The 14,992-nt window shown below is 31.0% G+C and carries 13 protein-coding genes and 2 tRNA genes; all 15 read right to left on the minus strand.

Features of this window, described 5'->3' with window-relative positions:
* Nucleotides 1-180: 180 nt before the first annotated feature.
* Complete coding sequence (locus tag PKV21_03980) at nucleotides 181-1,461, minus strand: neutral/alkaline non-lysosomal ceramidase N-terminal domain-containing protein (protein ID HOM26649.1); 1,281 nt, start codon at nucleotides 1,459-1,461, stop codon at nucleotides 181-183.
* A gap of 161 nt (nucleotides 1,462-1,622) precedes the next feature.
* Nucleotides 1,623-2,879 (minus strand): DegT/DnrJ/EryC1/StrS family aminotransferase, encoded by a 1,257-nt coding sequence (locus PKV21_03985; protein ID HOM26650.1) that lies wholly within the window; start codon nucleotides 2,877-2,879, stop codon nucleotides 1,623-1,625.
* A gap of 26 nt (nucleotides 2,880-2,905) precedes the next feature.
* Nucleotides 2,906-3,478: a GNAT family N-acetyltransferase gene (locus PKV21_03990; GenBank protein HOM26651.1), complete on the minus strand. Its 573-nt coding sequence runs from the start codon at nucleotides 3,476-3,478 to the stop codon at nucleotides 2,906-2,908.
* Complete coding sequence (locus PKV21_03995) at nucleotides 3,475-4,728, minus strand: Gfo/Idh/MocA family oxidoreductase (protein HOM26652.1); 1,254 nt, start codon at nucleotides 4,726-4,728, stop codon at nucleotides 3,475-3,477. The genes PKV21_03990 and PKV21_03995 overlap by 4 nt, the downstream gene beginning before the upstream one ends.
* Before the next feature lie 116 nt (nucleotides 4,729-4,844).
* Nucleotides 4,845-6,167 (minus strand): MFS transporter, encoded by a 1,323-nt coding sequence (locus tag PKV21_04000; GenBank protein HOM26653.1) that lies wholly within the window; start codon nucleotides 6,165-6,167, stop codon nucleotides 4,845-4,847.
* A 143-nt stretch (nucleotides 6,168-6,310) separates the two neighbouring features.
* Nucleotides 6,311-6,383: transfer RNA gene (locus tag PKV21_04005), tRNA-His, on the minus strand.
* Between the two features lie 59 nt (nucleotides 6,384-6,442).
* Nucleotides 6,443-7,840, minus strand: a complete 1,398-nt coding sequence (locus PKV21_04010) for a uroporphyrinogen decarboxylase family protein (protein HOM26654.1) — start codon at nucleotides 7,838-7,840, stop codon at nucleotides 6,443-6,445.
* A gap of 9 nt (nucleotides 7,841-7,849) precedes the next feature.
* Nucleotides 7,850-8,527 (minus strand): vitamin B12 dependent-methionine synthase activation domain-containing protein, encoded by a 678-nt coding sequence (locus PKV21_04015; GenBank protein HOM26655.1) that lies wholly within the window; start codon nucleotides 8,525-8,527, stop codon nucleotides 7,850-7,852.
* 12 nt (nucleotides 8,528-8,539) lie between these two features.
* Complete coding sequence (locus PKV21_04020) at nucleotides 8,540-9,115, minus strand: MarC family protein (GenBank protein HOM26656.1); 576 nt, start codon at nucleotides 9,113-9,115, stop codon at nucleotides 8,540-8,542.
* A 39-nt stretch (nucleotides 9,116-9,154) separates the two neighbouring features.
* Nucleotides 9,155-9,229: transfer RNA gene (locus PKV21_04025), tRNA-Arg, on the minus strand.
* Between the two features lie 70 nt (nucleotides 9,230-9,299).
* Entirely contained in the window at nucleotides 9,300-10,238 is a 939-nt protein-coding gene (locus PKV21_04030; protein HOM26657.1) for a zinc-binding alcohol dehydrogenase, read from the minus strand.
* A 37-nt stretch (nucleotides 10,239-10,275) separates the two neighbouring features.
* Nucleotides 10,276-11,022 carry an HAD family hydrolase gene (locus PKV21_04035; protein HOM26658.1) on the minus strand — a complete coding sequence of 249 codons (747 nt, stop codon included), beginning with the start codon at nucleotides 11,020-11,022 and terminating at the stop codon, nucleotides 10,276-10,278.
* The gene (locus tag PKV21_04040) at nucleotides 10,992-11,738 is read right to left on the minus strand and encodes a hypothetical protein (protein ID HOM26659.1); all 747 of its coding nucleotides are present in this window, start codon (nucleotides 11,736-11,738) and stop codon (nucleotides 10,992-10,994) included. Before PKV21_04040 ends, PKV21_04035 begins: the two co-directional genes overlap by 31 nt.
* Before the next feature lie 5 nt (nucleotides 11,739-11,743).
* Nucleotides 11,744-14,578: a carbohydrate-binding family 9-like protein gene (locus PKV21_04045; protein ID HOM26660.1), complete on the minus strand. Its 2,835-nt coding sequence runs from the start codon at nucleotides 14,576-14,578 to the stop codon at nucleotides 11,744-11,746.
* The coding region (locus tag PKV21_04050) for a sugar phosphate isomerase/epimerase (GenBank protein HOM26661.1) at nucleotides 14,571-14,992 on the minus strand (422 nt) is incomplete at its 5' end. The genes PKV21_04050 and PKV21_04045, both read right to left, overlap by 8 nt.

Below are 14,992 nucleotides of genomic sequence, written 5' to 3' on the forward strand. Positions count from 1 at the left end.
TTATGATTGAAAATTTTTATTAAATTTTTTAGGATTGTTGTATGGTTTGTAAGCGTTCAAGTGAGGTTCACAATATTTTCTGAAATAAAATGTTAGATTTATGTAAAAATCCATTCCTCTTATAATAAAAAATGTGGTCAGCCCTTAAAGTATCAACAAATAGAATTACTTTTTCATTTTTTATTCTCTCACAAACTTAACTATACTATCAACAAGAACATCTCCTACATCTTCTCTGAATGGCATAACTCCAAAAATCCTTGGAACAAAAGTTGAAGCATATCCTTTAACCTGAAAATCATATCTTGAAGGAATGTAGGGAATGCTTCCATTTGCATAGGTTATTACAAAAACATTTTTTTCAGGAAATGCACTTTCAATCTTTCTCTGGAATTCAACAAAAAGTTCTGCGGGTATTGCAATTAAAAGTGCCTTGTTTATTTCAATTAGTTGAATTTCTATTTCTGTGTGATAAAGGCTCCCTTTTTTTTCATAGAGAGAAAGTTGAACCTTTGCCCCTTCTATCTGAAATTTTGCCATATTTCTTTTTCTTTCATCTTTTTCTTCTTCTAATATTTTTTCATTTTCTTCTATAACTTTTTTCAACTCACTTTTAGATATTGGAACATTTGGAAGGATAACTTTAAAACTTCTATTTCTGAAAAAATTTGTCTCTTCTGTTTCAATTTTATCAACTCCTTCAATAACTACCTCGGCAAAATATTTCCCAATTCTTTCAATTTCTTTAAAGCCGTCTTCAGGATTTTTGCTTACTGCTGGTTTACTGTTTATATCTCCACACGCACCCTGAAAGAAAATTGTTTCAAATTGTGTTTTCTCTCTGATTATATCAACTGCTTTTCCTGGCCAATCCCTGCTTATTAATGTATTATTTGGTCCCTGAACAACTGCATGAGCACCATAGTTTACAAGAAGAACAATCGGTTTTTCAGTTTCCTTTTCAACAAATTTCATAACTTTTATTTCATTATTAACCCCTACATCTTCTTTAACCCTGTTATAACTTATTTTTTCTCCATCTATTTTTATTTTTCCAATTCCAACTTTTATCTCTTTTAAATTCTCTTTACTTATTCTCACTGCCTCAACAATTAATTCAGGGAGTTTTGAAAGATAATCCTCATCTTCTTCTCCCCACCCAATATGCCCACCTGTCGCTGGACCTGAATGGGTATGAATACCTGCCAGTAAAATTTTATTTTTTTCTATACCAAATTTTTTGCTTATTTTTCTTCTTATTTTTTTTACAAGATTATTCTTAAAACAGATTAAGTCACAACCAGCAATAATTCCTTTCTCCTTTTCCTTTTCAAGATAAATTAATCTACAAAAAAGATTATCATGTACACCTGCTGATTTTCTTTTAAGAAAAGGACCATATCCAGCAAGTTCAACTCCAACAGGTGGAGTAATATCAACCTTTCCAGTACCGACTTTCATTTTATCCTCCTTTCCATACTGGAGTTAGCCAGCCAAGTTCACCATTTCAGGATTTTCAGTTAACAAAATATGGAGTGTCAGAACTTTAAATTTAAGTGTAAATCTTTCCCCAACTTTTAAAATTGAAGAAGATATAATATAAAAACCTTTTTTCTCCATTTTTAATTTATGTATTTTTTAATCTTTTTTGCTATCTCTTTTATATCTTTATATTTCCAGTTTTCACTAATTCCTATGATTAAAACTCTGCTTAAAATATCAAGTGTATTCGGACACATATCTTCTGAATATGAAGGTAATTTCCCTTTATAATAAGAACATGTAAATGGACATCCTTCTTCTGTTGGTGTTTTCTTTTCAATTATGTGTTCCCAGTATTTGTATATATGCCAGTCCCTTATATCTTTATCATATATTCCACCAGCAGGAACTTTTTCTTTCTTTAAATTTTCCATAAGTTTTTTTGCCTCTTCTGCCCTTTCGGTTAAAAATACAAGATTAGTAGCACATTCACCTTCAGGGTCATTTACTGGAGCATATTTAACTCTTTTCACTTCACCTATAGATTCAATAAGCATTTTCTTATTTTTTCTCATTTTTTTCAAATAACTATCAAGTTTCTTCAATTGAGCCAGACCAATAGCAGCATTAATCTGACCCATCCTGTAATTTTCTCCATAAAAAAGTTCTCCAGGTATCCTTTCTCTTGCATATCTATTCGGTCTCCAGCAGGCAGCAGTATCGTGCCATGATTGAGCCCTTATATAGATTTTCTCATCATCTGTTACAACCATTCCTCCCTCTCCTGTATTTATTATCTTATAAAAGTCAAATGAAAAACATCCTGCATCTCCAAAAGTTCCAAGATGTTTTCCTTTATAACTTCCACCATCTGCCTGTGCACAGTCCTCTATTACCTTTAAGTTGTATTTCTTTGCCATCTTCATAATTTTCTCCATATTTGAAGGAAGTCCCCTCATATGAACAGGCATAATCGCTTTTGTATACTTTGTTATTTTCTTTTCTATGTCATCAGGGTCTATTGTTAATGTTTCATCTATTTCAGCAATAACAGGAATTGCTTTTGCTACAAGTACTGCTGAACAGGTGGCAAAAAATGTATACCCCGGTATAATAACTTCATCACCAGGTCCAATTCCGCAGGCAATCAAAGAAGCAATTAAAGCACTCGTTCCGGAATTAACAGCCAGAGCATATTTACTCCCAAATTTTTCTGCAAACTCTTTTTCAAATTGTCCAACTTTGTCTTTTTTTCCTTCCGGTACATAATATCTGAAAAGATGTGCAGGTGAAAGTGCAGGGTTTTCATCAAGCAGTTTAAAAATTTCCTTTTTTATCTCTTTTTTCAAATCCCACAAATCAATTATTCCCTTTAATTCTTCATTTTCTATTTTCATAATTAACCTCCTTTTCTCTTCTTATTTTATCCTATTTTTTCAAATTTAAATAAATCCATACTTTTTAAAAAATAATCTATTTTTAAATTTAAATTTTTTGAAACCTCATCCCATCTTGAAAAATCCTCTTCAGATTCAATAACAGGGACAAAACCAAGTTTAAAATATGTTTTTATTGCACCAATTCTAAATGGGTCTGTCAGAAGATATATAATTTCATATTTTCTTTTTCTCAAAAATTGAATTACATAAAAGCATAAAAAATAACCAAGTCCTTTTCCTCTATGATTTTTATCAACACATACCCATCCAAGTTCTGCTATTTTTCTGTTATTATAAAATCCCTTATCAAGACCACAGGCAGTTCCAATTATTTTGTTACTATAGACACAGAAAAAAATACCTTCAGGAGAGAGAGTATTATCAAGTATTGTTTTTTGAAGTTTTTCCAGATTCCATTCACCGAGTTCATTATTGCTTAAAAGAGAAATATATTCCTCTTCATCTCCTCTTTCAAAATTTCTTATTTCATATCCATCTGGAATTTCTATTCTTTCAAAATTTTTTGATTTAGGCAAAACCATTCTTAACTGTTTCATTTTTTAATTTTTTCCTCAATATCCATCAAATATTTTCTTCTTTTTTCATCCACCTTTCTATAAATTTCATCATGAATTTTAATCTCACCGAGTATTGAAGTATAGGGTTGACCTGGGATATTTCTATCTTTTGGGTCTGGTGACCATCTATCATTTTCATATTTTTTCCTTTCCTCTTCTTTCCTGAAATCAGGAACTTCAAGAGGGATACTCCCGGAACAGGCAGAACGATATGCAAGAATTCCAGGCAAGGTCATATCCATAGCGGTATAAATATCTATGGGTGGTGGTTCATCCTTTATTATTGAATCAACAAAACTCCATACAACAAAAAAATCACTTCCACCATGTCCTGCTTTTTTTGCTTCTTCTTTATACTTTATAAATTCAGGAATATAACTTCTCTTCTCCTCTTTTATATCAAGGGTTTCAGTTAATTCTACTGTATGAAGATTTAAAACTCCTGTATCCTTCCATCTATTATTTTCCATTGCTCCTTTTGTTCCATGAACTCTATACCATATTGAATCATGAGGACCTGTTGACCATGCAATAACTCTGGTTAAAGCACAATTATCCATTATACATACAAATAAACCCCAGTCATCTCCAATTCTTCCAACTTCTCTTGAAAGTTTATTTGGAACAACAAAACCAACCACTTTCAAAGGTCTTGTTTTTGTTATCTTTATTATAGGTCCAAGAGAATGAGTGCAGTAATATGTTGAAGGAAGCCAGTTTCTCCAGTGTTCTTTTCCACCTGTTATGATATGCCATATACCTCTACAATCATGAACATATTCACATTCTCCATAAAGATACTCTCCAATAACTCCTTCTTTATACAATCTTTCCATTTCCTGAATATAAGGAAAAAAACAGTAATTTTCTCCAAACATATATACTTTTTTTGACCTCTCAACTGCACGACACAAATCAACCCCTTCTGCCAGAGTTTTACAAGCAATTACCTCTGATAAAACATGACGACCTGAATCTAATGCTTTTATTGCTGCTGGTGCATGTTCTGTACAATAATTACAAACAACGACTATATCAAGGTCATGCTCAAGAAATTTATCATAACCACTGTAACCGGTTATTCCTTCTTTATCCTTTAAGAAATTTCTGAGAAATAATTCATCATAATCACATATAGCAACAACTTCTGTATTCGGATTTATACTAAAAAGATTAGCAAAGGAAGAACCTCTTTTTATTCCAAAAATCCCGACTTTAAGTTTTTTCATCTTTCCCCCTTTTTCTTTCAATAAATTTTTTCTAAAACTTTTTCAGAGAATATTTTAATCTTAATTTCATCGCTTATAAAATCTTTCAAATTCCTCTTCCAAAAGTATAAATTTTCTCAGTATTTATAAAGGTCAAAAAATCTTCTTCTCATTTTCAAAAATAATTCCCTTGTCTTTACATCCTTATCAGGTTTTACCTTTCTGTATATTATAATTGCTGAAATCTGGCATAACAAATTTATTAAAAAAATTATGTTGTAAATATCAAAAGTTCTATTAAAAATAAGAATTCCCAAGTTTTTAAATTTTTCAAGAATATAACCTGCAAAAACAGGTGAAAATCCCTGAAAAATGCCAATCCATGCATAATATATTGATGTATAATAAATAACATTTACATTGGTAAGAATTCCTGCATATAAAAACCTTGAATCACCAACAGACCTACCGAGAAGAGTACCCCCTGAAAGAAAGTATAATAAAAATGCAAAATTAAAAATTGAAGGTATATCTCTTGGTAAAACTAACCAGAAAAAAGGAACAAGTATATACAGACATAAACTCAAAATTACAACAGGTCTTCCCCCAAATCTATCTCCAAGATAACCCCATATAAAACCCATCAATATAGAACCCAAAATTGACGCATTATCAAGAAAAATAATAGTTCTTGGTATAAAATTGAGTTTTTCTTTGAGAAATATAGGTACAAAACTCATAAGAGAACTTCCAAAAAGAGCAATCCCACAGGCAAAAAGAAAGTAAAGAAAATTTTTATCCTGCAATGGTATAAGTATTTTTTTTAAATTTATATCAGGTTTTTCTCTTTTTGGTTCTCCAAAAGGAACAAAACTCATAAAATAAACACTTAAAATTCCAAAAATAAAAGCAATCCCTATCAAAAAAAGATATTTCTCTATTCCTTCTCCTTTTCCTACTATATAACTTCCAAAAGAAACAGCCAGTATTCCTGTTAAATTAAATATAATATTAAAAATTGCTGTATATTTTCCTCTTAATTCATCAGGAATAAACTCTTTAGTCCATGCATAATAACCGGTTTCTCCAAATGCGCGAAGAAATGCAAATAACAAAATAACAAAAGTGACAAAATTTATACCGGTTTTAATCCCATATTTTTCAATAATGAGTGGAAGTAAAAGTAAAGAAACTATAACAAATTTCCTGATTCCAAAACATATAAGAAAAGTTCTTTTACTGCCAAAATAATCAACATAACTGCTTAAAAATGGAGCAATAATTCCGAAAAATGGCAGAAAAGAAAGTAAAATCCCTATTTTATATTTTGGAATACTGAGTTCTGATAGAAAAAGTAGAAAAATAGAACCAAAAACAGTCAAAAGGCAGAATATTGAATTAAAAGCACCTGCAGCCACACTCCATCTTAAACCTTTTATTATTTCCCTTTCTTTATTCATTTTCAAAATAAATAATAATACAACTGATTCAAATTAAGTCAAAAATTTATTAACAATATGCAGAGTGATAGGTTAGTGAAAATTGAAATGTGTAATTAGAAACTGACTTTTAACCAAATACCTTTTGTTTTTGAAAAAATTAGGGTGAGTGAGGGGATTTGAACCCCCGACTCCTGGAGCCACAGTCCAGTGCTCTATCCGCTGAGCTACACTCACCATTCTTTTATATTTTATCCTTTATATTGGAAAATGTAAACTAAAAAATAACTCTATTTTCAAAAAGAAAGAAGAATCTGCCATATAAAGATATAACCAAAAGTATCAATTTCTTCCCATACCTTTTTTATTAAATCTTCATCCCCTTTTATATTCTTTATTTCCTTTATTTTTTCTTCCCAAGGAATACATACTCCTGGTCTAATCTTCAATTCTTTCAGTTTACTTTCAGGCACATAAGTTTCTTTTTTCTCTTCATAATTTCTACTGTGCCCCTGTGAATAAACTCCATATTCTCTTGTGAAATCAGTCATAACTCTTATATTCTCTATTTTTGCGTCATTCTGAATTATTGCTGATGCATCCATAATGTATCCACCTTCAGAAGCAACATTATCAATTATTTTTTTACAGTAATCCCTCACCTCTTTTTCAGAACCAACTGCAAGTAAAGCATTTGGTATCCCTCCGCTAATACAGAATTTATTCCCGATTTTTTTGTGGACCTTGAAAATATCACCTCTATCAACATGGTAAATTATGCTTTTTTCAGGAAGTTCAGAAAAACTATCAAGATGTGCATCCCAGTTTCCTTCAGCATAAAAAAGTGTCTGGTATCCATTTCTCCAAAGTTCTTCTATTATTGGTTTTAAAGTTGGCCAGTAAATTGACTTAAACTGCTCCATATTTATGAAAGGAACACATCCCCTGTGCATCCAGAAAGCAACCGGTAGTTTTTTTTCAGGATCACCAGTCATAATTGCTATTTTTGCAAGATGTGGAGCAAGAACTTCACATGCTTTTAAAACTTTATCAGGTTGTGTGTGTAAATCCATAACAAGTCCTATATATCCCCTTAACTTATCTGCAATTATATCAAGAGGTGCTTTTAAAATACCGCTTATTGCAGAAGGCATAGAAATTTCTTCTTTCATTCTCTTAACCTGTGCTCCAAGGTCATTAAAGTACTGAAATATCGCCATAGCACCTTTAACAAGAGCAAGTTTTCCCCTGTAAGAATTATTTTCTCCAATATCTTTAGAAATTCTTGGAAGCCATACATTAAATAAAAATTCTGTCGGGTCATCTATCAATCTGTCATATTCATCTGGTTTCATATATGCATTTTCTTCAGGTGGTTCTATATACTGAAAACCGGTATCAGAAGGAATATCTATACCCGGTATTGCATAATATTTTAAACCGAGTGCCTGAGTCAAACCTGTCCAGACATACACCATATTAGGAACCATAGCATCCCAGTCAAAGTCCCTTCCACATTTTATAACTGCTTCAAATGCCTTTCTGTAATCATGTGTTACTTCCTGACATGTATATCCAGCATACTTTGCAGTAAATTCCGCAACAAAAGGTCTTATTGGTATTCTGTCTGGCATTTCATTTCTCATCGCTGTAATATACCTGTCAAATCTTTCATTATATTTTTTTTCACTCATTTTAACCCCCTATTTCTGATATATTTTCCATAAATTTTCATCAAATTCAACGGTTCTTCCTGGACAGTTTTTTCTTCTACATATTTTACAACTTCTGTAATCTTTTTCAGATGAAAATAAAAATCCTGAAATTGACTTATTTGGTACCATCAAAAACGACTCTGTTAATTTCACACCAATAAGATTTTCAACATCTCCAAAAAGAGAAAAAAGTTCTCTCTGTTGTTCAATTGGCCAGACATATTTTTCACTTGCTCCAGGGCTCATAACTATCAAATCTTTCAAGAAATACCTTTCTTTCAAATAATCAAATAAATACCTTCTTGCCATTCCTAAAAAATATTCTTTAATTGTATCCCACCAGTAATTTTTCAAAATGTCCTCTTTAAAATTTAATCGGTCAAGTTCTTTTCCACATGTTGCAATAAAAACAAATACCTTTTCAACATTTTCAAGATTTTTCCTTAAAATTTTACTTTCAAATTTAACTCCATTTATAATTACTGCTTCTTCCAGTTTTTCATCTATAAATCCTTCAATATAAACTGCCTTCGGTCTTCCTATTTCAAGTGCTTTCCCAATCAATTTCAGAAACTCATTTTCATCTTCACTCCCTTTTTCAATTTTTAATCTTTCTATCAAATATTCTTTATTTACTTCAATTTTAAAATCTTTAAGTATCTCCATTTCCTCTCCTTTCTAAAATTTTATTATCTGTTCAATACCCTCTCTTATAAATTTTATTCCCAATGCGGCAAGAAAAAGAGATAGAATTTTTATAAGTCCTTTTATGCCTGTTTTCCCTATTGCGTGTGAAATATTTTGAGAATAAAAAAGAATAAAGTAAGCAAAAACAGTATTTAAGAAAAGACAGATTAAAGTTATTCCTGTACCATAAAATTTTTTTGAAATTAAAATTGTTGTCAAAAAAGCAGGACCCGCAAGTAAAGGAATGGCAAGCGGAACTATTGCAAGTTCTTCTTCCTCAACTTTAAACTGACTTGCTCCTATAAATTCTGTTATTGAAAAAATCAAAAGGATTATACCACTTGCTATAAGAAAATCACTAAATGAAATTTTAAGAAATTTAAATAAAAACTCACCAAAATAAAGAAATAAAACACCAACAACAAAACAAATAGAAATTGAGATAAAAAGGATTCTGTTTTTCCTTTCTTTTGTAAAATTGTGCGTATAACTTACATAAAAAGGAATTGTTCCAACAGGGTCAAGTGTAATAAAAAGCGAAAGTAAAGAAGCAATAAATTTTTCCATCATTTTCTCCCTTTTGCAAGGTCTAACCTTGCGGTTATGCGCGCCTGGCCAGATTTGAACTGGCGACCCTTGGATTCGAAGTCCACCGCTCTATCCGAACTGAGCTACAGGCGCTATCAATAATTTTACTTTTATTTTGAATATATGGTCAATCTTTTTATGAGGGAAAAATTAAGAAGAAATTTTATCGCCAGTCAATTAAAATACCGGTGGGTCTTTTTTCACTTTCAAGCAATAATGAATAAATTTCCGGTATTTTATCTTTTTTTATTCTATGCGTTATCAACTTATCAACCTTTAATATTCCATCCCTTAAAAACTCCATTGAAAGAATTCTATTTTTAACCTGAGAAAATGGATAATAAGGGACTTTTTCTACAGGACATTTTGGCTGATGTGCTCCTATTATTTTAAGTTCTTTAAGTATAATATCATCGTTGACCTTAAAAGAAATGAGTTCGTTTGTATAAGACGTTAAAATTAATCTACCCCACATCCCAAGAATATTTTTTGCTATATTTATTGTTGATGCCTTTGTAACTGCTTCAATAACCACATTTAACATCTCACCGTTTGTTATTTTTGAAATCTCTTCCTCTAAATTAACTTTATCAGGATTAAAACAATAATCGGCTCCATATTCTTCTGCTATCTTCAATCTCTCATCATTTATATCTATTCCTATTACAGGTCTTGCACCGGATATTTTTGATAGTTGTAAACATAAAGACCCAACCATACCAAGACCTAAAATTCCCACACTTTCACAAAGTTTTATTTCTGCCCTTTCTACTATATGAAATGCGACACTTCCGAGTATTCCAACTGTAGCAATATCTGGAGGAACACCCTCGGGAACTTTTACAATCCATTGTGGAGAACACTTTACTTTAACATAGGAGGCGTGCGGTGCAAGAGCAAGTATCCTGTCTCCTTCATTTATTGCCACATTTTTCCCTTTTTCAACAACTATTCCAACAAATGAATATCCCAGCCATGCTTCTCTTTTTTCTTTTTGAGCCATTTTTATAGATGCGACTTCTGTTCCAACACTAATCTGGGTCCACTCTGCCTTTACTATTATTTCATCATCACAAACATCTTTGATTTCTTCTTCTCTCAATACAACCTTCTCACCATCAAATACAACCCTTTCACTTTTATAAACTATCTTTTTCCCCTTTTTGAATATATTTTAGAATAGAAAGAGGATTTTTTACAATTATTTTATTGTTTTCTTCTTTCTCTTCTTCATCTCTTCTTATAATAAAACATTTTTTTAAACCAACATTTAATGGTATATCTCCGTCTTCTTTTGTGTTATCCCCAATATTTACAATTTTATGCCCTTCTACTCCTATCTGGGCAACTGCTTTCTTCCATAAATCTATTTGATGTTTCTGTCCCCTTAAAATATTGGCTCCGAGAATCCTTTCGAAATATTTTGAACCAGTTATATCTCCAAGACCTGCTACTTTTAAATTAAGAAGACAGCCAACTATTGGGTTATTACTAACAATAAAAAGATTCTTCCCTTTTTTATGTAATTCTTTTATCAATTCAACAGTATCCCAATAAACTATTTTGTATTCATAATGCCATTGGTAAATTCTTTCCCATGTTTTTTCTATAGGTAAATTAAATTCAGCAATAAAGTCAGGATAATCCCACCATATAATTTTATCTGCATATTTTTCAATTGCTCTTTTTGCTTCGTCAGGTTGCCATCCTTCATCTACCATAACATCTCTTATAACCCCAAAAATAGCATTACCCCATACAAGTTTTTCTTCAGGATAAATTTTATCCGGATTATTATTTGTTATCGTCCCATCTATGTCTATAAAAAAATAATCCATTTTTATAAGGTATTTAATTATTTCTCTTTTAAAATTTTTTTTACCCATTCAACAGTAGGAAGTCCAAGGTCAACTATACAACTTGCAAGAAATATTATTCCCTCAATTTTCCCTTCATTTAACCATCTTAAACCAGTTTTACATTCTTTTATAAATAGTTCTAATGGCATCTCTTTACCGTTTCCATAATCCCACATATATATTCCAAGTAATTTTCTTTTATTAGGGACTATTTTACAGAATTTATTAAAACAATCTTCAAGTTCATTTATTCCTTCTGACTTCCATATCCAGTAAGTTATCAAATCAAATTTCTCTAAATATTCTTTTACAGGTAGATTTAGTTGATGTTGATAAATAACTGTCCATAGTTCCATCCCATTTTTATTAAATTTTTCCTTAATTTCTGTTATCTGTTGAGGTGTGAAAGGTGGACTTTCCTTTATAAAAAAATCATCCATTATTGCACCTACTATATTTTTATATTTTTTCTTCAACTTAATTATTCTCTCTATCTCTCCTTCTTCATAACTACATCCTGCTCCAACAACACTCCATATAACTTTTTTTAATTCCTTAAAACTTTCTGCATACCTTTCGTATTCACTTGGCTCTGGCTTTCCAAATTCTCTTACAAATATTATGTTTTCAATACCAAGATATCTACAAGCATCAATGGGTGAAATTCTTGACTCTTTCTGTAAACCCCATCTATTATTCTGCATCCCTTCTTTATGTGCCCACAAATAAATTTTTTCTTTCATAATCTTCACCTTATAATTTCATAAATATGTCTTTGATAAGGAGCAAATTTATCCATAATTATTCCATCTTTTATTTCAACTTCTCTGTCCTCAAAAATAACTTTTGCTTTTTTATAATTTCTCATTTCTTTCGGTAAACTAATTTTTCCATTCAGTCCATCCTTATTTATACTTACTGAAAAAACATAATATTTTTTCACTAATTTCCTTCCCATCACCAATATATCTGGATGATTACTTTCTATCCCTTCTATCTCTTCACTGAATATTACAGGAGTAAGAATCTCTATCTCTTTATTCAATTGTTTTAATTTCATCCAGTTTCTGTATCCAAAAATCTCTCCATAAAAATACATAAGACCAGTACATCCTGAAATAATTGCTCCATATGTCTGTGCTTCCTGTTCTTCTGCTGTTGGTTCTCTGAAATGGTTATACATATTATTACCTACAAGCCACATCCAGACCCACATATTCTTCTCTCTTGCAAGTTTATCCTTTAATTTTACAAGTTCAATCACATCTCTTATTGGTCTTCCCGTTCCTCCTGTAATATACAAATCAGTTGAAAGAATATCTCCAGGGAGACCTGCATACTGTATACTTGGACCAATTGGAGTATAATTAACAAATACGGGATGCTTGGGATCTTTCTCTTTAGTTCTTTTAACAATTTCTATTATCTCTTCTGGTTTTACATCTTGTTGAATTTCTGGTTCATCTGCAACACACCATGCAATTATACATGGCTGGTCCTTATATTTTTCTATAAACTCTTCAAAATTATTCTCAATCCCTTCTTTCGGTCTAAATCCTGGCCAGACAACTAATTTCAAATCATACTTATTTGCAATTTCAAACAATTTCGCCCATCCTTTCTCTGAAGTTTCAAAAGGAAATATCTTGCTGACAACCACTATGCTTTTAAATCCTTCATCTTTCCAGAATTTAATCTTTTTTTCTATCTCATTTTCCCAGCCATCTTTATAAAACCAACCATATCCAAAAAAGAATTGTTCAAGTGGTGCAAATACAAAGAATGGCTTTCCATCAACAATAAATGGCCCCTTTTTATGCAGTTTTTTTTCTTTTTTCAAAACCATGAATTTCTCAAATACCTCTTTTTCAGGGAAAACAAGAAGATTGTAATTCTCAACATCGTGAAAATTTAAATATTTTGTAGGTGAAGTGCAGGAGTATTCGCTTATTTTATGATTTTCTCTTCCAAGATTAAACCCCCATGATTGACTTGTTAGATTTGTGATAGTCAATGAAGAAAAAGGTATAAAAACCTCAACTATCCATTGGTCTTTCTTTATTGATGTTGCTCTTTCTATCTTTCCTTTAAATGGTTGATTATTTTCTTTATCAACTACTTTTATTTTACCGAGAGAATTTATTGCAATGTGGTAATATGTCCTTCTATCATTATTTGTATCAAGAAATATCTCAACACAATCATCACTCCATACAGGACCGCCATCTTCTTTTATATCTGCTTTTATTTTTTCAATCTGACTATCATAACATTTAAAAGCAATGTATAACCCATTATCATCATAACATAAGTATGATTCTGTCTTTTCCTTTGGTTTTACCCTTTCTCCACTTTCTCTTGATATTAAAAACTCTTCTATTTTCAAACCTTTCTGCCATGCTTCATCATTCAATTCTCCATCAATTACAGGTGCTTTTTCTACTTTTTTTATAATATACTCCTCTATCTTTACTTCTTTCTTTTTTCCTTTTTCTTCTATATCAAATGGAGACAAAGAATATTCTGTTGGTTCTATGCCCTTTTCAAGTTTAGCTGCATCAACCCACAAAATACCTTCTTTTTTAAGTTCTATTTTAACCCTTAACATTCCTGTCTGATTTGTTTCTGCTTTACATATATACCTTTTCCATTCTTTGTCAACTTTTACTGTTGCTTTATGAAACTTTCCTATGTTCCACTCCCATATTGCAAGGTCAACAGGAAATTCTTCTTTATCAGACTTCATATAAACTGAAAAAACATAAGGAGTATTTTTTTCAGCATTAAAATAAAATGAATATACACCTCCTTTCTCCATTCTCAATGATTGCTTACCATGAAATTTTTCTTCTGCATCAATATGCCACAATTTCAGAAAATTCTCCATCCCTCCATATGTTAGAATTAATGACCCTATTGGAGTCCAGTATATCGGTAAATTGTCCTGCAATATTTCAAAAGAAGAGTTCTTTATTATATTTAAACCCCCTGGCTGCTTTTTTGAACTTATTTTATAAACTTTTATATCATCATATGCCATTTTATATCTCCATGCATGAAATCCAACTTCTCTTCCTTTCATAGCAGGGTCGATTATTTCACAAACTTTCTCTCCATCAACATACCACTCAAATATTCCACCTGTTTTTCTTATTATCTTAAACTGATACCACTTATCCAAAATTATATTTCCTTCTTTTTGTCCGCCTGAATATCTTTCATCTCCTGGTCTTTTATAGGGCCACCAGAAACCTTCTTTTCTCAACACAAAATTTATTCCTGAAACTGCCAGTCCTCCAAAACCACCAGAAAGTTCAGGATTTGGTTCTATCATTTTAACTTTTGCTTCAACTATTATATCCTCAGGTAATTCATCTTTTATTGTTGCTGCTCCTCCATATTTTGTTGTCTGTAAAACTCCATCTTTTATTTCCCATGAATGTTGTGAATCAAGTTTCCACTTATCTGATATTTTTTCTCCTGAAAAATCATCTGAAAATATTACCTCCATTTCCTGACATTTAACCTTAAAACTTAAAACAAACAAAAAAATTAAACTTAAAATAAAATACTTTTTAATCATCTTTTACCTCCATACTTAATTTTTCAAAACTCCTCCATAATTTAACTGTTATTTCAAACAAATCTTCTTCCCTTTCTATGCCCTTAATTCCTTCAAATACAACAGGATATCTGTAATCAATTTTATCAAGTATTTTATTTATCTTTATCCAGTTAATTATCCCAAGCCCTGGGACCAAATGTAAATCATATTTTGAAATGTTTTCGTCATCAATATTTATTTTATCCTTATTGCCTAAATTATCATGAAAATGTGTTGTAAAAAGTTTAGTACCTATACTCTCAAGTTCTTCATAAACTGATTCTGTAGAAATATTGCTGTGCCCTGAATCAAAACATATTCCAAGATTTTCTCTCTCAACCTTTTCTATTATTTCCAAAATATATTTAACTCTGTTTACATAGGGATATGGTA

The sequence above is a fragment of the bacterium genome, from assembly GCA_035371905.1.
Lineage (GTDB): Bacteria > Ratteibacteria > UBA8468 > B48-G9 > JAFGKM01 > JAMWDI01.

Excerpts from the sequence above, each read along its gene's own strand:
- PKV21_03980 (HOM26649.1), bottom strand. The coding sequence starts at position 1,461 with ATGAAAGTCGGTACTGGAAAGGTTGATATTACTCCACCTGTTGGAGTT.
- PKV21_03985 (HOM26650.1), bottom strand. The coding sequence starts at position 2,879 with ATGAAAATAGAAAATGAAGAATTAAAGGGAATAATTGATTTGTGGGAT.
- PKV21_03990 (HOM26651.1), bottom strand. The coding sequence starts at position 3,478 with ATGAAACAGTTAAGAATGGTTTTGCCTAAATCAAAAAATTTTGAAAGA.
- PKV21_03995 (HOM26652.1), bottom strand. The coding sequence starts at position 4,728 with ATGAAAAAACTTAAAGTCGGGATTTTTGGAATAAAAAGAGGTTCTTCC.
- PKV21_04000 (HOM26653.1), bottom strand. The coding sequence starts at position 6,167 with ATGAATAAAGAAAGGGAAATAATAAAAGGTTTAAGATGGAGTGTGGCT.
- PKV21_04010 (HOM26654.1), bottom strand. The coding sequence starts at position 7,840 with ATGAGTGAAAAAAAATATAATGAAAGATTTGACAGGTATATTACAGCG.
- PKV21_04015 (HOM26655.1), bottom strand. The coding sequence starts at position 8,527 with ATGGAGATACTTAAAGATTTTAAAATTGAAGTAAATAAAGAATATTTG.
- PKV21_04020 (HOM26656.1), bottom strand. The coding sequence starts at position 9,115 with ATGGAAAAATTTATTGCTTCTTTACTTTCGCTTTTTATTACACTTGAC.
- PKV21_04035 (HOM26658.1), bottom strand. The coding sequence starts at position 11,022 with ATGGGTAAAAAAAATTTTAAAAGAGAAATAATTAAATACCTTATAAAA.
- PKV21_04040 (HOM26659.1), bottom strand. The coding sequence starts at position 11,738 with ATGAAAGAAAAAATTTATTTGTGGGCACATAAAGAAGGGATGCAGAAT.
- PKV21_04045 (HOM26660.1), bottom strand. The coding sequence starts at position 14,578 with ATGATTAAAAAGTATTTTATTTTAAGTTTAATTTTTTTGTTTGTTTTA.